Consider the following 19,543-nt stretch of genomic DNA (forward strand, 5'->3'; position numbering starts at 1 on the left):
GTGGGGGCGGGTCGGGCCGGGGGCCCCCCCGGGGCCCCCCCTCGTCCCGTATCCCCCTCCGCCTTTCCCGCCCGCCGGTGGGGCCCCTCCTCGCCCGGCCCCCCCCCCGCCCCGCCCCCGCTCGATGGGGGTCGGCACCCTCGGGTAGCATTTCCAATCGACACGAACGCCCAGCGTGCGTGAAAATAGAACATCGGGTTGTGGCGCAGCTTGGTAGCGCACCTCGTTCGGGACGAGGGGGTCGCAGGTTCAAATCCTGTCAACCCGACAGATGAAAAAGCAGTTCAGGGCCGGTCTCCCATCTTCGGGATTCCGGCCCTGACTGTGTCTACAGCAGCGGTTTACAGCAACGCTAGTCCTCGGACTCAAAACTCTCGCTCAGCTTCCGCAGCGCCTCCCTGGTGGCCTTGTCGGAAGCCTGCGCGTAGACCTCCATGGTCATCTTGAAGTCCGAGTGCCGCATGATCGCCATGATCACCCGAGGGTGAACGTCGAGATCCACGAGCAGCGAGCTACAGGTCCGCCGGGCGTCGTGCACCGAGATCCGGGGGAGTCCCGCTGCTTCGAGATGGTTGACGAAGTACCGGTGAAAGTTGCGAGGCTCGATCGCCGTCCCGTACCGAGTGGTGAAGACCAGACCCGACTCATGCCAGACATCGGCCTTCGCCCGGTCCCGAAGCTGCCGCTCCCGACGCTCCCGCAGCGCCTTGACGCACAGATCAGGCATCGGCAGGGCGTTCTCTGACTCCTCTGTCTTGGCCTTCCTCTTGTGGATCAGTTCGCCCATGACCCTCTGGAGCTGCCACTGCGGCTCAAGAACGCCCTCGTCCAGGTCGAGGCTGTCCCAAGTCAAGCCGAGCACTTCTCCCTTGCGCAAGCCCATCGCGAGGACCAGCAGATACGCCGCATAGTGCGGATCCGGGCGCACGTGTTCGAGGAACCGCCGCGCCTCATCGGTGCCCCACGACTTCTTGCGCCGCTTGCGTCCACTGGGCAGACGGATCTGCATCGCTCGGTTCACCGACACCAGCTCATCGGTGACCGCCTGCGACAGCGCCGAGCGCAGCACCGTCCGGGCATCACTGATCGACCTGGCTGACAACACCTTTCGACAGCATGCGCCCTTCGCGCAGCACTTGTGCGGCGTCCGAAGCTCATCAACGCCCTGTTGGCAGCACTGACACACCGTCGCGAGCTTGTTCGCCCACTGTTGGATATCCCGCGCCGACAGCCGATCAAGCTTCTTCTTCCCGAGCCACGGCACGATGTGCAGCCGAATGAACCGCTCGTACCCGTCGTAGGTCTTGGGCTCCCGGTTGGGCCTGATTACCTCTGCGAGCCAGGCGTGCAAGTACTGCTCGACGGTCTTGGACTTGGTCTCGACAGCACCGCGCGCGGCGGCCTGGTGGAGATCGAGCCACTTGCCGTGGACCGCTTCACGGGTCGGGCCGTAGACGTACTTCCGTTTCTTCACACCCGCAGGGGTCGTTACCCACACGTAGGCGGCGTAACCGTTGCCATGCGGGTAGATCGAGCCTTCCCCGTTGCCCCGCTTGCTCATGCCGCACCCACATAGTCGTCCTGGCGGGCGAAGCGCTCAACGTATTCCTCGATCCATTCGGGCAGGACACGGCGGTGGCCGCCGACCTTGACCGAGCGCAGCTCACCGGAGGCAATGAGCATCTTGACCTTCGAGACCCCAAAGCCGAGGACCTCGGCGGTCTGCCTGGTGTCGTACCAACGCGGTTTGAGTACCGTGCTTCCTTCCATCGCAATCAATCCAATCAATCCATAGTGTTTAGTTCATCCAAAGCTTCACGGGCAAGCTGCCGCTGCTCCCGGGCACGAGCGGCAGCGGAAGAGGCCATGAGGGCGTCAGCCTCGGTGTGCCAGCCGGTGCCGTCGTAGCGGAGGTAGTTGACGAGCACGATGGTTTCAGTCGGATCGGTGTCAAGCTCGTGTTGACAGCGGATCCATTGCGCGCGTGCGTCTCTGAGTGCGCCGAAGGTGGTGGACCAGGCGCGCGCCTTGGTCATGAAGTGGCCGCCGAAGCCGAGCATGTGCGCCCACTTGCGGAGCCTGATCCATTCCCCGCCTTCGGAACCGAGACGCCAGCACGCGGCGATGAGACGGGCGATGTGATCGCCTTCAGGATCGGCGTAGACGGCGACGGTGGCCTCAGTGAGACGGCCGGACAGGTGGCCGGTGTCCTCCGTGGCTTTGGTGGCGTACTTGGCGAGATAGCCCGCCGCATGGTTCTCACTCAACTCGTCATCGCCGAGCTCGACCTGGCGGACATCGACTTGCGCACCCCAACGGATAAGCCAGCCCTCAGAGCGCTCGTCGTGTTCGTCGGTGCGGAAGCTGGTCGAGGCGGCGGCATCGGCGACGAGGGCGGCGATGGAGTCGGCGTCGAGGGCGGCAGGCGGCGGCAGGATCGCGTCACTGCCAGCCATGCGACCGTCGAGGCGAATGAGCGCGTGGAAGTGAACGGCACCGCGCCTCTGGAACTCGGCGACCTTGACATAGCGGAGCCGCACCGAGGCCGGGTCGATGCCGTGGGCTTTGGCGAGGCGCGACAATCCGCGGTCGATGTTGATGCGGGTGCGCCGCCACAGTTCGCCGGAGGCGACGTTCCAGACGACTTGGGCGTCATGGTCGTAGCAGTCCAGGCACAGCGGCTGGCCGATTCGGCCGGCGCTTTCGCCGTGGCGAGTGTGGCAGGCCAGTTGGACGCCATGGGGGCAGGTTTCGGCGTCGCGACGGGCGCGGCAGGGACGGACCTTGCCCGAGGCGGTGAGCGTTCGGGTGTGGACGGGGCCGAAGGCGGGGGCGGTGAGGGTGACGAACAGGGCTGGGTGGGCGGTGACGGTGTCGGGGACGCCTTTACCGCCGGTCATGCCGGAGCGCACAAGGTGGAACGCGTCGTGCTGATAAGTCTTCGCGCAGGTCGGGCAGAGGGAGGCCCGACGCGTGCCGCAAGCTTTGTAGATCACGCTATCGGGCATCGTGCCGGTGGTGCGCGCGGAGAGGATTTCGCCGGTGGACTCGTTGACCGTGTGGAGGTCACCGTGGAGCCGAACCGGGTTGGAGCATCCAGCGGCACCGGCGACGTGGGAGAGCCACGGCTCCCAACCGGTTGACTCGGACCGGGCGATGATGTCGGCGGCGAGGCCGGGCGTGATCGTGCTGTGTTCCATGCGGTTGCCTCCCTTCAGATGCGCTTGGGGTCATGGCCCCGCCGGGCTGCTCGACGTCGGTTGCGTGGTCGAGGGCCGGGCGGGGCCGGTGCTAGGTGTTGGTTTCGGTGTCCCGTTGATCGGGGATGGCCTTGCCCCAGCGCTGCTGGGCGGCCTGCCTGGACATGCCGATACGTTCGGCAATCTCGGCCCAGGAGTAGCCAAAGGCACGAAGGCCCCTGACGGCGTTGGTGATGGCCTCATCGAGGGAGGCGGAGAGCTCAAGGAGCTCGGGGAGTGCGTCCACGTCACCCTCAGCGACCCGGCGCCCGTAGGCGCGGATGATGCGGCGGGCGAAGCCGTTGAACTCGCGGTTCTCGACCATCGCGATCACCGGTCCCCGTTGCCGAGGTTGGCGAAGGCGTTGGCCCAGTCCGGCTGAGCAGGCTCAGCGGCGACGGCAGAGCGCTCGGTTTGGAGGCTCGGCACGTCGATCGGATCCGAGGAGGCGACCGGAGCCGACTCCCTCCAATCCGATTCCGCGAATGAGGCCACCGGCGATTCGGCCGGCTGTGCCTCAGCGGGCCGCGAGAGCACGACCTTGACCAGGGTCAAGAACCCCAGGGCCGAGGCCGAAGCCGCGAGCCAGCCGACAACAGTCGGTTCGGCGTCGAGGACCTGGGCCCCAAGCGAGAGAGCGATGAAGAACATCATCATCGCCATCACGGACTTGACCTTGTGGCCGCCGTTGCGGCGGCGGCGTCGCACCTCGAGACCGAGGGCGATCACCATCAACTCGATGGTCACCGCGTTGACCCAGCCGACCCAGGAGGGCTGACCGGCCGCGACGGTGGCGTCGTGGACGTGGGTGAAGGAGACCGCGCCAGCGGCCACACCCATGGACAGCATGATGACGGTTTGCACGCCGTCTTCGAGTTTCATTTCTGGCTCCTTGGTTTCTGCCACTGCACGCCGGTGCAGTAGTCGCATTTCTTGGAGTGCTCGACCGTTGGCACGGTCTCTTCGCCGCAGACGTCGCACGCCCGCATTTCCCAGCCCTCGAAGGGCAGAGAGACGAAGAGGTGCCTGTCGTCGTCGGCGAGTTCGGTTCCGGTCATGTGCACGTCGCAGACGACGCAGAGGAACCGCATGCGGGAAAGATCGGGCTCCCACGGGGGAAGCGAGTCGATCTGCTTGACGCGATGCAGTGGCATCGCTTCGCGGAAGATGGCGAACGCGGCGAGGAGATCGGTCATCGCGCGCCGCCTTCGAAGCAGGCGAGGCATTCGCCGTAGCGCTTGGGGATGTAGTAGCCGTATTCCGTCTGGCATGACGGGCAGGTCGACAGGGCAACCCACGCTTTCATCAGGGCCCGCAGTTGGGCATCGGTGGCCGGACGCTTGGGCACGGCCAGATCACGCTTGTACAGGTAGGCGAACCTCTTGCCGCGACGCCAGATGATCTGGCCTGCGATAGGTTGCCGCCCGGGGGTAAGGCCCTCAAGGGCGAGTTGTCGGCGGGTGTACAAGCCGTCCGGCGCAGAGCGGTAATTGAAGGTCGGCAGTCCGCCATGGCTGACGCCTTCCGGGTCATCAAATTCGGTACGGAACATTGCACACTCCTCCTCTCTTTTTCATTCGTGATTGCTATTACCGCGTGAGCGTCGGGGTCTCGAACCCCGAAGATTGCCAATCGCTCTACCAATCGGTCAGTCGGTGACTCGACCGATCTCGATTCTGCGGATCTCATCCGCATCCACCCATTCGCCCGACTTGAGCAACGGAGTGCCGTTGTACAACTCGTACTTCTGAACCAGGATGTCCGCGCTAGCGCAGAAGTCCGAGAAGATCCTCACGGCGCTGTCTTCGGTCGTGCGGAAGCTCTGCTTGTACCCGTTCCGGTAGAACATCGTGATGCGCTTCATCGGTTCGTGACCTCGATCAACATGATCTGGTCGGCTCGGACGTAGGTTGTGCAGACCCGGATCAGGCGGTCCTCGTTGTAGTTCTCAATGGCCATCGCACGGCCCGCTTTCATTTCCGTCACGACGGCGGCAGCGTTGTCATCGGTGGTGAGGTAGTGCTTCACTTCCCCGTTTTCGCCGCGACCGTTGTCGAATACGACTCGGAGGTGCTTCATGCTTGAACCTCGCTTTCTTTTTCTATTGCTTCATCGGCAAATTGGCGCAGTACTGGCCTGGTGCGTATTTGCGGTGGCTTTCCTTGCGACGTGGACGCCGGGGAATCGAACCCCGGGTGAACCGTTCGCCCTGGAGTGCCGTCAACTGCCCGTTGACATCGGCTGGCGCTGACGGCACTCGCTCTAGGCAGAGGCCCTGTGGCCCCGAAGCTGCGCAGCGAAGGCCGCGACAGTCTGAATCTCTTCGTCGGTCATCCAGGCCGCTCGCATCCGCTGGGGTGCATTGCCCTCGGCGAGGAGGAAGGAATCCCCAGGCTTCTTGGGGTCCAGGCTCATGGCGTTGTAGCCCGCTTCGGCCCAACCGGCCCCGAGCGCGACATCAGAGGAGCCGGGCGTGGTCGCGCGGCCGGTCCACCGGTAGGCGAACAGGTCGCGCAGTGCGGTCGGCAAGATGTCGAACGAGGCACGCTGCGTGCCCATGATCGGGATGATCGCCGCCGCCCGTCCCCGAGCAACCACGTCACGGAAGAGCGCGGAGAACAGCTCCTGCTCGACCTTGGTTCCTGCGACCGAGGTGTAGTACGCGACCTCATCGAGGAAGAGCACCCACGCCGGTTCGGCCGGCGACGGGACGAGCTTGCGGATCCGGTTACGAGACATCCAGTCGTAGCGGCGGTCCATGAGCTTCTGGATCCACAGCATCGTTTGGAGCGCCTTGCGCATCTCCGGGCCCACGAACACGTCCATGACATCGGTCCAGGGCATCAGCTCGACCAACTTGGCGTCGAAGCCGAGCATTCGCGCGTCCGGCATCAGCGACACCTGCGCGATCATGTTGTTCATCAGCCCCGACTTGCCCGAGCCGGGCTCGCCGTTGAGCATCATGTTCTTGCCGTACATGGTGACGTTCACGGCCTCGTTCGAAGCCGACCGGCCCAGGTAGATGGGGTCTTTGATCGACATGACCGGTCCCAGTGCGATGTTCATCGTGCAATCTCCTTAGTGAAATCGGTGCATCTATCGATGCGTGAGTCTTGGTGGTGGGAGCCGGTACTTGGCCTAGTTGGCTTCCACGGCTCCCACCGTGAGCAGCCCCAGCTGGGGAGCTTTCTGGTTAGACCCAGGCGGGCATGTCGCCCTCGTCCGGGTTTTCATCGGGTGCGGTGGTCTGGCCGTCATCGGCCTTGCGCTGACGCGGTTTGCGACCGCCCTTGGTGCCCAGCAGGGCATCCAGTTCGGCGTTCACCGACTCCGGTGTCAGGTCGACGCCTTCGGAGTCGTCCACCCGGCGGTATTCGACCGGGTAGGAATCGGGATCGATGCCTTCGAGCATTTCGGTGACCGGCATGGCCACGCCCTCAGCGAGGACGTCACGACGACGGATGTCCACGACCACGTAGGCCGCTTTCGACCCGGCCATTTCGGCGGATGCCTCGTGAGCCCAGCACACCGAAGCGAGTTCGGTGAGACGGTCCCGCAGATCGTCCAAGGTGAGGTCACCGCGCAGCCACAGCCACACACGCTCACCGGAATCCGTGGGACGAGCCCACAGGATCAACGGCATCACCGAACCGCGAACACCCTTGCCCTCAATGAAGGCATCGCAGGCGACACGGATGCGGTGACGCACGATCATGCACCAGGCCCAACGGACCAGGAACCGGCACACCGGGCGGAACAGCCACGGCACACCGACTAGCAGGAGCGTCGCGCCAAGAGCGACCAGCGGACCCGCCCAAGCGTTGAGCAACGCCCAGACGGTGACCACCAGCGCCAGAACGACCAGCTCTCCAGCCCAGTGCCACGCCATGCGCAGCCCCGGCCAGATCAGCACCAAACCAGCGGCAACGAAGCCGGTGGCGAAGGCGACGACGACCGCCAGGAGGAACGCCGCGGCGCCATCCTTGACCGTCAGAGCGATAGCGAAGCCGACCAGGCCGGCGAAGACGCCAGCGAGGATGCCGACGATCTTGGCCCGGCGCTTCGCCGAGTCGATTTCGAAGGTGTCGATAATGGTCTGACCAGCACGAACACCCGAGCGGGAGCGCCCGGAGCTGGTACGGTTGCTACCATTACTAGGCATGGCAGCACTCCTTTCCGCCCCCTTGAGGGCAAGGGATGGTTGCTTGTTGGAAACCGGGGAACCGGTCGAGTTCTTGGTCGGATTTGGACCGGTTCCCCAGTGCCGCTTAAGCGGCGAGTTTGATATCGGTGGTGGCTTCGCCCTCCAGGACGAACTTGGTTCGGCTCTTCGCCGGAGCGTTGTCAAGCGTCCGTTGACGGTTGCCCGTCCGCTCGACTTCATCGGCCAACTGGTGCAGACTCTCTGCGAGCCTTCGCAGTTCGCCGGGAGCGCCGAAGATCGCCAGCCTGTTGCTGTCGCTGGGATCTTCGATCCGCATCACGCCCTGACTGATCAGGTGCGGGTACAGGTCGTACCCCTTCAAGACCATGTCCTCTTTCAAGAAGACGTCGGTCCGGAAACTGGTTCGCATGGCAGATCCTCTCGGGATCAAGAGGCATACGCCTCAGGGTGACTACTTACCGGCTTTCGCCAGGTTGATCGCAGCGGCGCGGTAGGCCGTGCCGAGGGTTCCCTGCTTGGAGACCCACGGGACCGCCTCCAGGTCGACAACCGAGACCGGCTGCCCCTTCGGGAGGTTCGGCTTCTCACCGGTGGTGACGACCTTGATGACCGACGCACCCTCGTCCTCGGACGAGCCGAGCGCAATGAGTTCGGTGGTCCACTTCAGCGAACCGTCCTTGTCGGTCTGGTGCTTGCCGTCGTACTCCTTGGCCACGGGGGCCAGCGACACCATGAAAGTCACGTCCGAGACATCCAGCTTGAGCTTCATAGCCCTACCTCTTCCTTGTTTGTTGACTGCCCTCATTGGGCTTCAACCCGGGACTTCCGGGCTGATGCAACAAGACTCGCGGATTCTGGAGGACGAGTTCACCGCGTGGAGGGACTTCTAGGGACGTCTCTGTTAGGATGAAGTCGTCCCTAGAAGTCCCTTCCCGGTTCGAAGCGAGGGCTCACCTATGCCGAATGAACGTCTCCGAGATGCGATGCAGTCCAACGGCTTCAGCCCTGCGAGCCTGGCCGTGCAGATCGGTGTGGACCCAAAGACCGTCGAACGGTGGATCACTCAAGGACGTCCGCCGTACCCCAAGTACCGGCGAGAGGTCGCGGCACTCGTCAAGGAGAGCGAGAACTACTTGTGGCCCAACATGCTTCCCGAGCAGAAGCAGGTGGCTGTCTCAGAGTCGGAGCTGGTGAAGACCTACCCGCGCCGGTACGCCGTACCCAACGACCTGTGGTCACGCCTGCTTGACCAAGCTCAGGACTTCATCGGAGTCCTCGCGTACGCCGGGCTGTTCCTGCCCGAACAGACAGACCTCATCGAATTGATCAAAGCGAAGGCAGCGGAGGGCACAAAGATCGTCATCCTCTTGGGAGATCCCGACTCGGACGCTGTTGCCCTCAGGGGCGAGGAGGAGGGAATCAAGGGAGCGATGGCGGAGAAGGTCAGGAACGTCCTGGCGTACTACAACCAGCTCGAAGGTACTGAAGGCGTGTACGTCGGCTTCCACAACACGGCGCTGTACAACAGCATCTACAGATTCGACAATGAGATGCTGGTGAACACGCACATCTTTGGGTGCCCCGCGGCGCACGCTCCTGTGATGCACCTGAGGGAACTCGCAGGCGGAAGCATGTTCAGGACGTTCTCCGACAGCTTTGACAAGGTTTGGTCCGCTTCCAAGGACGTTTGGACGAACCCAGTTGGGAAGGTCAAACCATGAGCCGCATTGACCACATCAACAACCCCGATGCGCCCGCTCCGAACAGCGTCGTTCCCTCGACCACGGCGTTCGTGCTCGATGAAAAGCACCAGGTTCTCCTCATCAGGCGCACCGACAACGGAGACTGGGCGCTTCCCGGTGGCGCTCATGACCTCGGCGAGTCCATCGCACAGACAGCCATACGGGAGACCAAGGAAGAGTCCGGCATCGATATCGAGGTCACCGGAATCGTTGGCATATATACAGATCCCGGCCATTTGATCGAGTACAGCGACGGCGAGGTCCGCCAGCAGTTCTCGATCTGTTTCAGAGGCAGGCAGACAGGCGGGACGCCAGCCGTGAGCGCAGAATCATCCCAAGTTGAGTGGTTCGACCGAGCCGAGCTTGCGGATCTTCCAATCAACCCCTCTATGCGCCTGAGGATCGAGCACGGGTATGACCGAGGAGATACGCCCTACGTGGGCTGAGCGGCTAGACGTTGCTCGGTCTGGCGTACCGCATCAAGGATCAGAGGGCGCGCACGCTTGATGAACCGAGTGACCACGTGTTCCGGGCCGTACCGTTCAAGGATCTCGGCGAGCCGAGTTTCGACCTTGAGATCCGTACCGTCGGGCCCAGTCGTCATGTCGCAGAACCAGAGCGCCTGAGTAACGGCAGAATCTTCGTTCATGAACTCTGACTCAAGTTCCCGACGGAGGCCACGTTCATCGGCTTCGAGCGTGGCGCACGAGTGATGGGCAACGAGCGACGTTACCCGGTCGTCCCAGCCCTCAGCACGGAGCCAGCGAGCACCGTCAAGCGGATGAAATCCGGTCTTGACCAGTTCCGGGGAGTACCCCACATCGTGGAGGATCGCTGCCATCGCAAGGGCATCGGCATCGTCGGCTGAGAAGAGACGGCCACCCACATCGAGAGCCTTCCTACCAACCGCTTGTACATGCCTCCAGCGCCGGGGAAGTGCTTCAGAAAGCAAACGCTGGGAGGTCTCAAATGCGGTTTCGTAGGTACTCATCGATTCGACCCTAACACCAGGCCAGGGACACTGTCACCTGCGACGCAGGGTGCCCGCCAAGGGACCTGTGAGAACTTTCTATACATCTTCAAGGCGGCCTTGCGGCCGCGCCTTCGTGGCAGGCCTGCGGTCCGGTCCTCGCTTCGCTCCGGGCGGTCCTCGGCCGGCCACGGGCCAAGCAGAGGACGCCTTGAGGATGGAATGAAAGGTTCCGGCCGGAACCCTTGGCCGGGGACCCCTGCGGGCGCGCGCCCAGGCCGGATTGAGGGCGATCCCTGCGGGCCCGCCCTGTCGCTTGGGCGAGCGTATCGCGCGCCCGCCCCCGCCCAATGAACCCGGCCTTCAAATGTGCATATCGGAGCAGAAACTCAGTCCGAGCCAATTCGAAGATCGGTGTCGCGATCAATAGAGACAGATGCCTGATTTGTTACTAGGAGAAGATCAACTGCGCGTCCACGTGTCAGGAATACATCCCCAGAATTTACTGCGGCCAACATCTTGAAAACATCTCTTAGTGCATCAACGGAATTCTGGCTCAGGTTCTCAGAGTCGATGGCTTTTCTCATCAACCTCTGCAGTCGAAGCGCGTTGAATTCTGTCGGCGCAGGTTCATGTCGTTCTAGGAAACGCCACAAAGCACGACCCAGCCTATTTTTTCCATATTGGATAAGCTGCTCACCATTTTTTTCCGCGAGGCTCTCCAGGATCCAACGTGAAATTTGGGAATCAGAAGAAGGCATCTCGTGGTGATTGAGCAGGACTGACTCGAACTTCTTGCGCCTCGACTCAGCTGGGGGTTCCTTCTTAATCTCAATTTTGCTCGCGTCCGTCTGGCCATTTGCAGTGTCAATGTCAGCCTGGGGCTGCGGTTCGCTGTCCTCTTTCGCTCCAAGCGCGGCGCCAAGGTCGCTCGGTGTTGCGGTTTCGTCACTTTCTGCTTCTGCCTCACTTGCAGCCTCAGCCCTAGCCGTGATCGCGTCCCATTTTGCAACTACACCCCAGCCCTCAAGGTGCCCGGAGCCCTTTCCCAAAAGCTTCGAAACGGCATCTTGCATCGTCTTCCGAAATAGCAATAGACCTGCAACCACAACGAGGGGCCATACGAGATCGCCGACGAGCGCTGCAGTGAACTCCAACTTCGACACCACCCCATTGTGCACCAAGGCTCCCGGGCAGGGGTGCGCGTCCAGCGGGGTGCAGCAGCCCGAGAATCGGCCAATGAGACGTTTAAGGAGGAGCCGGAATTTGAGCCCGCGAGCGGACACCCCGAGCCTGCTCAGAGGGTAGAGCCTTGGGGCCAGGTACAGCAGGGAAGTGCAGCAACCGCAGTGCACGAAGATGTCTTGGGTTGGCTCTGACCAGCCTTGATGCACCTTGGTTGGCCCCCAGTGACCCCCGTGCCGCTAGTTCGGGACGAGGGGGTCGCAGGTTCAAATCCTGTCAACCCGACCAAAGGTAAGGGGGCCGGAAGGCCCCCTTTCCCGTGTGCGCGCGGAGGACGGCCGGGTCCGGGGGACCCAACGGTTGGTAGTCACTCGGCTGCAAAGGGGATGTGCGGGAGTTGCGAACGGGCATAACCTGCTTGCCTGCCCCTGGCACGATCCTCTCAACCCTCGGGAGATCCCGTGTCCGTCAACAACGCTGGTCAAGGTCCGAATGCGGGCCGCCCACAATCCTGGTCCGATCTGCCGAAGGCGTCGCAGGTCGCCATCATCTCGATCCTGGCGATCCTCGTGCTCTGCTGCGGCATCATGCTGCTCCCGGACGCCGATGAGCCCGGCTCATCGGGGGAGGTGCCCACCGAGAGCGAGACGAGCGAGTCGGCGTCGCCGACCGAGCCGGAGCCGACCACCGCCCGGGCGGCGCCGACTGAGGCCGCCACTTCGGCATCTCCTGAGCCGCCGCCCGAGACCACCGAGGCCGAAGCGGAGGCCGAGGAGGAGGTCTACTACGAGAACTGCGACGCGGTGCGTGACGCGGGCGCGGCCCCGATCTACGAAGGCGAGCCGGGCTATCGCGCGGGGCTCGACGGCGACGGGGACGGCGAAGGCTGTGAGGACACGTCGAGTTCCGACTCCGGCGGCGGCGGAGGCGGCGGGAATGACGATGACGACGACGGCGGCAGCGTCTACTACGAGAACTGCGACGCGGCCCGGGCCGCGGGCGCGGCCCCGGTCCACGCCGGCGACCCCGGGTACGGCTCCCACCTCGACCGGGACGGCGACGGCACCGGATGCGAAGGCTGAGGCCCTCTGCGCGGACAGGGTGGAGATAACTTCACCGTGAAGTCGGGTACCAGCGGCAATGTGCGGGGCGGCGCGCGAACCTACTGTTCAAGGCATGGACATTTCAGCGGCGTCGCCGATCCCCTGGCGAAGTGCCCCGCGAGCAGCGGTGCGGGCCTTCTGGGCGGGGTCGACTTGGCGCTCACTCATGCATCTGGTCACCGGAGCGGTGGTCGGCGTCGCCGGCGGTGGCGCCATCGCCGTGCTCGTGATCCTCGGCGTCGGCGGGTTCCTCACGGTGGTGATCCCGGTCTTCGCGGGTGGGACGCTGCTCGTGGTGAGCGGCGGGCTCACGGCGGTGCAGCGCAGCCGCCACACCGCGTTCCTCGATGCGGAGTGGCCCGACGGGCCGTTCGCGCAGCCGGTGACGTTCGCGCCCCGTGCATTGCTGGCCCTGGTGAAGAACCCCCGCACCTGGCGGCAGTTCTCCTACCACGTGATCGCCGGGGCCTTCGGCTTCTTCGCGGCGGCGATCGCGGTCGCCGCGTGGACCACTGGCCCCGCGATGATCATGGCGCCGCTCATCGGACTCGAGGCGGGATTGGAGACCAGGCACTGGGTACTGTGCGGCGCAGGCATAGTTGTGACGTTCGCAGCGCCTTGGATTACGCGGGGCCTGGCGGCACTCGACGGGCTCCTGGCGCGAGTGTTGCTGGGCACCAGCCGGGCCGAGGCGCTTGAGACCCGGGTAAGCGATCTTGCAGCCAGCCGGGATTCTACTGTGGATGCGGCCGATGCGGAACGCCGGCGCATTGAGCGGGACCTCCACGACGGTGCGCAGCAGCGGCTGACCTCGCTCGCCATGAACCTCGGGATCGCTCGGGCCACCCTCGACGACCTCCCGGAGGAGGGCGCCCGCGCCATCGCGCAGGCCCATGAGGAGGCCAAGCAGGTCCTGACCGACCTGCGCGACCTGGTGCGCGGCCTCCACCCGGCCGTGCTCGAGGACCGCGGCCTGGACGCGGCGCTCTCCGCGGTCGCCGCCCGCTCGCCGATCCCGGTGCGGCTGCGGGTCGACATGGACCGGCGCGTCGCCCGCGACGTGGAGGCCGTGGCCTACTTCGTCGTCTCCGAGGCACTGACCAATGTGGCCCGGCACTCCGAGGCGGAGCACGCGGCCGTCGAAGTGTCCCTAGAGGATGACGCGCTGCGACTGCGCATCGCCGACGACGGACGCGGCGGCGCCGATGCCCAAGGCGGCACCGGACTCCAGGGCCTGTCCGACCGGGTCCGCTCGGTCGACGGCAGGTTCCGCATCACCAGCCCCCTCGGGGGACCCACCGTCATCGAAGCGGAGCTGCCATGCGCGTCGTGATCGCCGAAGACTCGGTCCTGCTGCGGGAGGGCCTCGCCCGGCTCATGGAGGTCGGCGGCATCGAAGTCATCGACACCGTGGGCGACGCCGAGGCGCTGCTGCGCTCGGTCGAGCGCGACCGCCCCGACCTGGTCGTGGCCGACGTGCGGATGCCGCCCGACCAGAGCGACGAGGGCGTGCGCGCCGCACTGGTGCTGCGCCGCCAGTACCCGGACCTCGCGATCCTCATGCTCTCCCAGTACGTCGAGGAGCGCTACGCCGTCGAACTGCTCACCGGGCAGATGCGCGGCATCGGGTACCTGCTCAAGGACCGGGTGGCCGATGTCGCCGAGTTCCTCGACTCGCTGCGCCGCGTCGCCGACGGCGGCACCGCACTCGACCCCGAAGTTGTCTCCCAGCTCCTGGTGCGCCGCAACGGCAGCGAGCTCGACCGCCTCACCCCGAGGGAGCGGGAAGTGCTGTCGCACATGGCAGAAGGCCGCTCGAACGCCGGCATCGCCGCCGTCCTCGTCCTCAGCGAGGGCGCGATCAGCAAGCACATCAACTCGATTTTCACGAAGCTCGGCCTCCCGCCCAGCGACAGCGGGAACCGCCGCGTTCTCGCCATTCTCAAGTTCCTGCAAGGCAACACGAAGGACCGGTCATGATCGACAGCCCCGAGAAGCCGACCACCGCCCCCCAGCCCGAAACCCAGCGCGCCGCCCGCACCGTCTGGTGGATCATCGGCGCGGCCTGCACCGGCCTCGTGCTCCTGGCCGCCATGGCCGTCGCCGGCGTCTGGATCTGGTCCACCGCCTCGCCCGAGAAGACCGAGACCCACAGCGAGACGTACACCCAGCACACTGCGGGCGTCGAGGTCGTCGTGGAGGTCGGCAGGATCGAGCTCAACGCCTCCGCCGACGACGCGCTCGTCGTCGACAGCGAGATCATCTGGCGCGGTGAGGATCCCAAGCTGGTCGAGCAGTGGCAGGGCGACACCTTCACGGCCGACGGCACGTGCAACGACCGCCTGATCGTCTTCGCCAGTGACGAGTGCGATGTGAACTACACGCTCGCCCTGCCGAGCGGCGCCGCCGCCGAAGCGGAGAGCTCGGTCGGCGATGTGCACATCGACGGCCTCGACGGTGCGATCGACATCGAGACCAGCGTCGGCGACATCCAGGGCGAGAACCTGCGCACCACCGAGACCAGGGTCGAATCCAGCGTCGGCTCCGTCCGGTTGGCGTTCGCCGAGGTCCGGGGCGACATCAACGTCATCAACAGCACCGGCGATGTCGAGATCATCGTGCCCGACGACGGCACCACCTACGACGTGGTGTTCGAGTCCGGCGTCGGCAGCGAGCACATCGACATCGCCACCGACCCTTCGAGCAGCGCCGACTACGTCATCTCGGTCAACACCAGCGTCGGGGACCTCATCGTCCGCTACGCCGACTGAGCCCCATCCTCCCGCCGCCCGCGACCGGTCTCCGGCCGCGGGCGGCGTCGTCCCCTGAGGTGTTGTGACGCAACGGCTTCCGAGCTCGTCAGCGGGCTGTCAGTGCCGCGTCAGCGTCGGCGGCGAAGGTACTGGCACGGGCCCGGACAACAGCTCCGACCGCAGACCCCTCGACCTCAGGAGACTCCCGTGTTCGCCAAGCGCAACCGCCCCACCGCCGTCACCATCGCCGCGTTCCTCCACTTCGCGATCGCCCTCGCGTTCGCCTCGATTCCGATCATCGGGCTGCTCTACGGCGCCGACGTCCAGGCCGCCGCTGAGGCCGAGGTCGTACGCCAAGGTCAGGACCCGGACCTGCTGGCCGCCAACGGGCTCGCCTTCGACGAACGCGGCGTTGCGATCTGGGCCACGTTCGCGATCACCGCCGCCCTCGCCCTCCTCGGCGCGATGCTGCTGACTGGAAGACGTGTCGCCCGCGTCCTCGCCTTCGTCGCCCTGCCGCTCGTGCTCGCAGGCAACGCCCTCATCGTGGCCAGCAACGCGACCGCCACCGCCAAGGTCCAAGCACTCTTCGATGCTTCCGGGGACGCGGCCGTGCGTTCCCTCGACGCCGCCGCGATTCTCGATGCCGCGTTCGCCGCTTACCCGGACTGGCTGCCGACCCTCGAAGGAGTGCGCTTCGCGGTGGTCACCGCCGGCTGCGTCCTCGGCGTGGTGCTGCTGGCGCTGCGCCCGGCGCGCGAGTACTTCCGCAAGGCATAGCAGCAGGAGCAGGCAGGAGCATTCGGCCCCGCGCGTCGCGCGGGGCCGCACGCCGTGGCGGGCGCGGCGGTAGCGTACGAGCATGACCGAGTTGCTGCACCTGACCGAACGGAGCCTCTGGGAGGCCGCGCTCGCCACTGGCGTGTACGAAGGCTCCACACGCGGGAAGACCCTCGCCGAGGAGGGTTTCATCCACTGCTCGCTGCCCGAGCAGCTCGAGGCCGTGGCTGCGTTCGTATACGGCGATCACCCAGGGCCGCTTGTGGTTCTGGTCATCGACCCCGAGCTGGTCGACGTGCCGATCCGGTACGAAGCGCCCGCTCCCGGCGCGCCCGAGTACCCGCACCTGTACGGCCCGCTGGCGACGAGAGCGGTCGTTGAAGTGCGGCCCTGGGGCGCAGGTTGATCCGAACGCCTCAATCCCGCTCGGCGCAGGCTGATCCGAGCGGGATCAATGCCTGAAACGCACTACAGGTTCGTGAGCAGCAGTTCGACGACGGCGTCGCGTTCGAGCGCGGCACCGGTTTCGTACGTGGCCTGGAACGCGGTGTCGCCCAGCGCCTCCCGAGTGCGGTCAAACGTTCGCAGCGCCGTGTCGTAACCCCGCCGGTCCTCAGTGCCGAGCAGCGACACGGCGGCACCGAGCAGTCTCGCCGCGTGTGCCGCGTCCCCGTCCGCGAGAGCGGTCGCCGCCCGCACGCGCACGGCCACAGCCAGATTCGGACCCGCGGCGCCTTCGATGCCGGGAGCCGTGAGCGCATTGAGATGGCGGTGCGCCAGTGCCGCATCGCCCTCGATGAGCGCGACGATCGCGCGCAGCGACGCCCCCCAGACCTGGATGCGCGAGTCGATCCTGGTCCCGCCGAAGACGTCCTCAGCGGCGGCGAGCGCGCTCAGTCCCTGCTCGTGCTCGCCCGCGCACAAGAGGACTTGGGCCCGGCACCAGTGCACGTACGCGGTGGTCTGCGGGGTGCGTTCGGCGTCGGCCCGATCCAGGCCGAGGCGCAGGGCCTCCCGGGCCTGCGCGATCGCCGGGGGTTCGCCGGGGCCTTCGATCAGGGAGCTGAGGGCGCTGCTGCGGGCGGTGACGAGCGCGAGTTCGGCGTAGGTCTCGGCGGCGTCGGCTGCGGTGCCGAGTTCGTCGAAGAGGTGTCCGGCCTGCGCGAGGGCGTCCTTGGCCTCGTCGTGGTCGCCGTGGCGCGCCGAGTATTCGGCGCGCATCCGCAGGGCGGAGGCAAGGCCGAAGCGTTCGCCGAGCTTCGCGAACTCGGCTTCGGCCCGTTCGATCTGGTCGAGGCCTTCGGCGCCGGTGCCGCCTTCGCCGGCGGCGGCCTCAGTGAGCAGGATGACGCCGAGCTCCCAGCCCTCGGCCATGGCGCGGTCTGCGGACACGGCCGGGTCGGAGAGGAACGCGGGGGCGATGGCCATGAGCGAGCGTCCCGCGACCGGGGCGTTCAGGTGGTGTCCCAGTTCGATGCCTTCGAGGATCGATCGTGCGGCCTCCTCGGTGTCGCCGAACTCGAACTGCCCCATGCCGGTGAGCAGCTTGACGGCGGGGACGAGCGGTTCGGGGATCTCACCGGGGAGCCCGAGCAGCGCCGGGTACCAGTGCTGGAGCTGAGTGCGGAACCCGCGCAGGTGCCAGAACCAGAAGAGGGCTGCGATCATGCGCAGACCGGTCTCCTTGTCCCCGAACTCGACCGAGCGGGCGAGGACGGCGAGGAGGTTGTCGTGTTCGGCGTCCAGGCGGGCCATCGCCTCGAGCTGGGCCGCTGCCCTGATCTTGTCGTCGGCGCGTTCGACCAGGTCGAGGCAGTAGCGGGCCATCGCGTCCCGTTCGGAGGCGGCCCGGTCGGGCTCGAGTTGCGCCTCAGCGTAGGTGCGGATGGTCTCGAGCATGCGGTACCGCTCGCCGGTGCGCTCCACTAGGGACTTGTCGACGAGTCCGGCGAGCGCCTCGAGGTCGTCGACCCGGTCGAGGCCCACGCCGCCGGGGTAGACGGCCATGCGCATGGCAAGCGCCCGTTCGGCATCGGAGAGCAAGTCCCAGCTCCAGGCGATGACCCCTTCGAGCGTGCGGTGCCGCTCGGGCGCGGTCCGGTCGGACCCGGCGAGCAGCGCGAACCGGTCGTCCAGGCGCGCGGCGATCTGCGACGCGTCGAGGGCGCGCATGCGGGCGGCGGCCAGCTCGACGGCGAGGGGCAGGCCGTCGAGGCGGCGGCAGATCTCCACGACCGCTTCGGTATTGGACTCGTCGAGCTTGAAATCGGGCCGCACGGCGGCGGCTCGCTCGCAGAACAACCGCACCGCTGGGCTCACTTCTGGACGGTCACCGGAGAGCGGCAGCGGCGGGATCGGAAACAGCCGCTCGCCGCCGATGCCGAGGGCTTCGCGGCTGGTGGCGAGGAGCCGAAGGCCGGGGCAGGCGCCGAGAAGCCGGGGGGCGAGGCGCGCGGCGGCGTCGATGCGGTGCTCGCAGTTGTCGAGGATGATGAGCGCGTCCTGGTCGGCGAAGTACTCCTCCAGGCGGGACTCGGCATCGTGCGCGGACGGCTCCAGCAGCCCCGACTCACGTGCGCCGATGGCGCGCAGGACTGCGGGCGCGACGTCGGCGTCATCGCCCACCGCGGCGAGTTCGGCGAGCCAGATGCCTTGGGGCGCAAGGTCCGACATCGTCGCCGCGGCCTCGACCGCGAGGCGGGTCTTGCCCGCGCCTCCGGGCCCGGTGACGGTGACCAGGCGTGACGCGGCGACGGCTGCGGCGAGCGCGTCCAGGTCGGCTTCCCGGCCGACGAAGCTGGTGAGCTGCGCTTTGAGATTGGTGCGCTTCTCGACCCGAGCGGCTGGGGCCGCGCTCTGGCGCAGTATCTGCAGGTGCAGCTCGGCGAGTTCGGGGGAGGGGTCGGCGCCGAGCTCGTCGGCGAGGCGTTCGCGGGCGCGCTCGAACGCGTCGAGGGCTTCGGCCGGGCGGCCGGTCGCGTAGAGGGCCCGCATGAGGAGGGCCTGCCAGCGCTCGTCCAGCGGGTGGGCTTCGGCGACGGGCTCGAGTTCGGCGAGAACGTCGGCGCCGGTGGTGATCTCGAGCGCGAGGCGCTCGCGGGCGGTCTCGTTCCGCAGGCGCTCCAGGCGGATCGCTTCGTTCTCGGCGAACCGGAGGTGGCGCAGATCGGCGAGGGCCGGTCCGCGCCAAAGGGATTCGGCTTCGCGGAGTGCGGCGAGGTCCGCTTGTCTGCGGCCGGTTTCCGAGAGGCGCTCGAACCGCTGCACGTCCACGTCGCCGGGTTCGACGGCGAGGCGGTATCCGGCGGCGCCGCGAGTGAGTCTGTCGGCGCCGATGGCGCGGCGGACTCGGGAGACCAAGGCCTGCAACGCGTTCGCCGAGGGAGCGTCGTCTTCCCAGATCGCGTCGAGCAGGGTGTCGGCGGTGACCTCGCGGCCCGGTTCGAGAGCGAGGCGGGCGACGAGGGCGCGGAGGCGCGCGCCGGCGAGCTCGACGGGTTCGTCGTCGCCGTCGCGGATCTCGAACGGGCCGAGCAGGTGTACGCGCATGGGTGTAAGTGTGCCGGGGAGGGAGCGAGCGGGGGCGTGGAGGGCGGCGCACCACGA

General features: G+C 66.3%; 24 protein-coding genes and 1 tRNA gene. 9 read left to right on the forward strand and 16 right to left on the reverse strand.

Annotated features, from left to right (window positions below; genetic code table 11):
• Positions 1 to 194: 194 nt before the first annotated feature.
• Positions 195 to 268, forward strand: a tRNA-Pro gene (locus AB0I03_RS12950).
• A gap of 84 nt (positions 269 to 352) precedes the next feature.
• Here AB0I03_RS12950 and AB0I03_RS12955 read toward each other — a convergent pair.
• The 13 genes from AB0I03_RS12955 to AB0I03_RS13015 form a co-directional block, all read right to left on the reverse strand.
• Positions 353 to 1,561 (reverse strand): site-specific integrase, encoded by a 1,209-nt coding sequence (locus AB0I03_RS12955; protein WP_360411095.1) that lies wholly within the window; start codon positions 1,559 to 1,561, stop codon positions 353 to 355.
• Positions 1,558 to 1,770, reverse strand: a complete 213-nt coding sequence (locus AB0I03_RS12960; protein WP_270118158.1) for a helix-turn-helix domain-containing protein — start codon at positions 1,768 to 1,770, stop codon at positions 1,558 to 1,560. The genes AB0I03_RS12955 and AB0I03_RS12960 overlap by 4 nt, the downstream gene beginning before the upstream one ends.
• Before the next feature lie 14 nt (positions 1,771 to 1,784).
• Positions 1,785 to 3,200, reverse strand: a complete 1,416-nt coding sequence (locus AB0I03_RS12965) for a replication initiator (protein ID WP_360411099.1) — start codon at positions 3,198 to 3,200, stop codon at positions 1,785 to 1,787.
• 91 nt (positions 3,201 to 3,291) lie between these two features.
• The gene (locus AB0I03_RS12970) at positions 3,292 to 3,564 is read right to left on the reverse strand and encodes a hypothetical protein (RefSeq protein WP_360412188.1); all 273 of its coding nucleotides are present in this window, start codon (positions 3,562 to 3,564) and stop codon (positions 3,292 to 3,294) included.
• A gap of 5 nt (positions 3,565 to 3,569) precedes the next feature.
• Positions 3,570 to 4,121, reverse strand: a complete 552-nt coding sequence (locus AB0I03_RS12975) for a DUF2637 domain-containing protein (RefSeq protein WP_360411102.1) — start codon at positions 4,119 to 4,121, stop codon at positions 3,570 to 3,572.
• Entirely contained in the window at positions 4,118 to 4,435 is a 318-nt protein-coding gene (locus tag AB0I03_RS12980; protein ID WP_360411105.1) for a hypothetical protein, read from the reverse strand. The genes AB0I03_RS12975 and AB0I03_RS12980 overlap by 4 nt, the downstream gene beginning before the upstream one ends.
• Positions 4,432 to 4,791, reverse strand: coding sequence for an RRQRL motif-containing zinc-binding protein (locus AB0I03_RS12985; protein ID WP_360411108.1), 360 nt, complete (start codon positions 4,789 to 4,791; stop codon positions 4,432 to 4,434). The genes AB0I03_RS12980 and AB0I03_RS12985 overlap by 4 nt, the downstream gene beginning before the upstream one ends.
• Before the next feature lie 96 nt (positions 4,792 to 4,887).
• Entirely contained in the window at positions 4,888 to 5,103 is a 216-nt protein-coding gene (locus AB0I03_RS12990) for a hypothetical protein (protein WP_360411111.1), read from the reverse strand.
• Complete coding sequence (locus AB0I03_RS12995; RefSeq protein ID WP_360411114.1) at positions 5,100 to 5,318, reverse strand: hypothetical protein; 219 nt, start codon at positions 5,316 to 5,318, stop codon at positions 5,100 to 5,102. Before AB0I03_RS12995 ends, AB0I03_RS12990 begins: the two co-directional genes overlap by 4 nt.
• A 183-nt stretch (positions 5,319 to 5,501) precedes the next feature.
• The gene (locus tag AB0I03_RS13000) at positions 5,502 to 6,305 is read right to left on the reverse strand and encodes an FtsK/SpoIIIE domain-containing protein (protein ID WP_289958731.1); all 804 of its coding nucleotides are present in this window, start codon (positions 6,303 to 6,305) and stop codon (positions 5,502 to 5,504) included.
• Positions 6,306 to 6,432: 127 nt separating this feature from the next.
• On the reverse strand, positions 6,433 to 7,401 hold the full coding sequence (locus AB0I03_RS13005) for a hypothetical protein (RefSeq protein WP_360411118.1): 969 nt from the start codon (positions 7,399 to 7,401) through the stop codon (positions 6,433 to 6,435).
• 106 nt (positions 7,402 to 7,507) lie between these two features.
• A complete protein-coding gene (locus AB0I03_RS13010; RefSeq protein WP_360411121.1) occupies positions 7,508 to 7,813 on the reverse strand; it encodes a hypothetical protein in 306 nt (101 codons plus the stop codon).
• 42 nt (positions 7,814 to 7,855) lie between these two features.
• Positions 7,856 to 8,173, reverse strand: coding sequence for a hypothetical protein (locus tag AB0I03_RS13015; protein WP_270118144.1), 318 nt, complete (start codon positions 8,171 to 8,173; stop codon positions 7,856 to 7,858).
• A 187-nt stretch (positions 8,174 to 8,360) separates the two neighbouring features.
• Here AB0I03_RS13015 and AB0I03_RS13020 point away from each other — a divergent pair, with 187 nt between their 5' ends.
• The gene (locus AB0I03_RS13020; RefSeq protein WP_360411124.1) at positions 8,361 to 9,125 is read left to right on the forward strand and encodes a helix-turn-helix transcriptional regulator; all 765 of its coding nucleotides are present in this window, start codon (positions 8,361 to 8,363) and stop codon (positions 9,123 to 9,125) included.
• The gene (locus AB0I03_RS13025; RefSeq protein ID WP_360411127.1) at positions 9,122 to 9,592 is read left to right on the forward strand and encodes an NUDIX domain-containing protein; all 471 of its coding nucleotides are present in this window, start codon (positions 9,122 to 9,124) and stop codon (positions 9,590 to 9,592) included. The genes AB0I03_RS13020 and AB0I03_RS13025 overlap by 4 nt, the downstream gene beginning before the upstream one ends.
• On the opposite strand, the gene AB0I03_RS13030 is transcribed toward AB0I03_RS13025, so the two are convergent.
• Together AB0I03_RS13030 and AB0I03_RS13035 are read right to left on the reverse strand one after the other, a co-directional pair.
• Complete coding sequence (locus tag AB0I03_RS13030; RefSeq protein ID WP_360411130.1) at positions 9,580 to 10,137, reverse strand: HD domain-containing protein; 558 nt, start codon at positions 10,135 to 10,137, stop codon at positions 9,580 to 9,582. The two genes, AB0I03_RS13025 and AB0I03_RS13030, sit on opposite strands and share 13 nt — an antisense overlap.
• 368 nt (positions 10,138 to 10,505) lie before the next feature.
• A complete protein-coding gene (locus AB0I03_RS13035; protein WP_360411133.1) occupies positions 10,506 to 11,282 on the reverse strand; it encodes a hypothetical protein in 777 nt (258 codons plus the stop codon).
• Positions 11,283 to 11,762: 480 nt separating this feature from the next.
• On the opposite strand from AB0I03_RS13035, the gene AB0I03_RS13040 reads away from it, so the two are divergent.
• From AB0I03_RS13040 to AB0I03_RS13065, 6 genes are all read left to right on the forward strand, one after another.
• Complete coding sequence (locus AB0I03_RS13040) at positions 11,763 to 12,383, forward strand: excalibur calcium-binding domain-containing protein (RefSeq protein ID WP_360411136.1); 621 nt, start codon at positions 11,763 to 11,765, stop codon at positions 12,381 to 12,383.
• A 187-nt stretch (positions 12,384 to 12,570) separates the two neighbouring features.
• Complete coding sequence (locus AB0I03_RS13045) at positions 12,571 to 13,737, forward strand: histidine kinase (protein ID WP_360411139.1); 1,167 nt, start codon at positions 12,571 to 12,573, stop codon at positions 13,735 to 13,737.
• On the forward strand, positions 13,725 to 14,384 hold the full coding sequence (locus AB0I03_RS13050) for a response regulator transcription factor (protein WP_360411142.1): 660 nt from the start codon (positions 13,725 to 13,727) through the stop codon (positions 14,382 to 14,384). The genes AB0I03_RS13045 and AB0I03_RS13050 overlap by 13 nt, the downstream gene beginning before the upstream one ends.
• A complete protein-coding gene (locus tag AB0I03_RS13055) occupies positions 14,381 to 15,175 on the forward strand; it encodes a DUF4097 family beta strand repeat-containing protein (RefSeq protein WP_360411145.1) in 795 nt (264 codons plus the stop codon). Before AB0I03_RS13050 ends, AB0I03_RS13055 begins: the two co-directional genes overlap by 4 nt.
• A 189-nt stretch (positions 15,176 to 15,364) precedes the next feature.
• Entirely contained in the window at positions 15,365 to 15,937 is a 573-nt protein-coding gene (locus AB0I03_RS13060; protein ID WP_360411148.1) for a hypothetical protein, read from the forward strand.
• 82 nt (positions 15,938 to 16,019) lie between these two features.
• Positions 16,020 to 16,343 (forward strand): DUF952 domain-containing protein, encoded by a 324-nt coding sequence (locus AB0I03_RS13065; protein ID WP_360411149.1) that lies wholly within the window; start codon positions 16,020 to 16,022, stop codon positions 16,341 to 16,343.
• A gap of 62 nt (positions 16,344 to 16,405) precedes the next feature.
• On the opposite strand, the gene AB0I03_RS13070 is transcribed toward AB0I03_RS13065, so the two are convergent.
• Positions 16,406 to 19,486: a BTAD domain-containing putative transcriptional regulator gene (locus AB0I03_RS13070; protein WP_360411152.1), complete on the reverse strand. Its 3,081-nt coding sequence runs from the start codon at positions 19,484 to 19,486 to the stop codon at positions 16,406 to 16,408.
• Positions 19,487 to 19,543 lie beyond the last annotated feature (57 nt).

Source organism: Glycomyces sp. NPDC021274 (genome assembly GCF_040641195.1).
Lineage (GTDB): Bacteria > Actinomycetota > Actinomycetes > Mycobacteriales > Micromonosporaceae > Glycomyces.

Coding starts and splice junctions, on each gene's coding strand:
- AB0I03_RS13050 (WP_360411142.1), top strand. CDS start 13,725: ATGCGCGTCGTGATCGCCGAAGACTCGGTCCTGCTGCGGGAGGGCCTC.
- AB0I03_RS13025 (WP_360411127.1), top strand. CDS start 9,122: ATGAGCCGCATTGACCACATCAACAACCCCGATGCGCCCGCTCCGAAC.
- AB0I03_RS12955 (WP_360411095.1), bottom strand. CDS start 1,561: ATGAGCAAGCGGGGCAACGGGGAAGGCTCGATCTACCCGCATGGCAAC.
- AB0I03_RS12990 (WP_360411111.1), bottom strand. CDS start 5,103: ATGAAGCGCATCACGATGTTCTACCGGAACGGGTACAAGCAGAGCTTC.
- AB0I03_RS12970 (WP_360412188.1), bottom strand. CDS start 3,564: ATGGTCGAGAACCGCGAGTTCAACGGCTTCGCCCGCCGCATCATCCGC.
- AB0I03_RS12995 (WP_360411114.1), bottom strand. CDS start 5,318: ATGAAGCACCTCCGAGTCGTATTCGACAACGGTCGCGGCGAAAACGGG.
- AB0I03_RS12985 (WP_360411108.1), bottom strand. CDS start 4,791: ATGTTCCGTACCGAATTTGATGACCCGGAAGGCGTCAGCCATGGCGGA.
- AB0I03_RS13005 (WP_360411118.1), bottom strand. CDS start 7,401: ATGCCTAGTAATGGTAGCAACCGTACCAGCTCCGGGCGCTCCCGCTCG.
- AB0I03_RS12980 (WP_360411105.1), bottom strand. CDS start 4,435: ATGACCGATCTCCTCGCCGCGTTCGCCATCTTCCGCGAAGCGATGCCA.
- AB0I03_RS13020 (WP_360411124.1), top strand. CDS start 8,361: ATGCCGAATGAACGTCTCCGAGATGCGATGCAGTCCAACGGCTTCAGC.
- AB0I03_RS13030 (WP_360411130.1), bottom strand. CDS start 10,137: ATGAGTACCTACGAAACCGCATTTGAGACCTCCCAGCGTTTGCTTTCT.
- AB0I03_RS12975 (WP_360411102.1), bottom strand. CDS start 4,121: ATGAAACTCGAAGACGGCGTGCAAACCGTCATCATGCTGTCCATGGGT.
- AB0I03_RS13055 (WP_360411145.1), top strand. CDS start 14,381: ATGATCGACAGCCCCGAGAAGCCGACCACCGCCCCCCAGCCCGAAACC.
- AB0I03_RS13010 (WP_360411121.1), bottom strand. CDS start 7,813: ATGCGAACCAGTTTCCGGACCGACGTCTTCTTGAAAGAGGACATGGTC.
- AB0I03_RS13015 (WP_270118144.1), bottom strand. CDS start 8,173: ATGAAGCTCAAGCTGGATGTCTCGGACGTGACTTTCATGGTGTCGCTG.
- AB0I03_RS13070 (WP_360411152.1), bottom strand. CDS start 19,486: ATGCGCGTACACCTGCTCGGCCCGTTCGAGATCCGCGACGGCGACGAC.
- AB0I03_RS12960 (WP_270118158.1), bottom strand. CDS start 1,770: ATGGAAGGAAGCACGGTACTCAAACCGCGTTGGTACGACACCAGGCAG.
- AB0I03_RS13045 (WP_360411139.1), top strand. CDS start 12,571: ATGCATCTGGTCACCGGAGCGGTGGTCGGCGTCGCCGGCGGTGGCGCC.
- AB0I03_RS13065 (WP_360411149.1), top strand. CDS start 16,020: ATGACCGAGTTGCTGCACCTGACCGAACGGAGCCTCTGGGAGGCCGCG.
- AB0I03_RS13000 (WP_289958731.1), bottom strand. CDS start 6,305: ATGAACATCGCACTGGGACCGGTCATGTCGATCAAAGACCCCATCTAC.
- AB0I03_RS12965 (WP_360411099.1), bottom strand. CDS start 3,200: ATGGAACACAGCACGATCACGCCCGGCCTCGCCGCCGACATCATCGCC.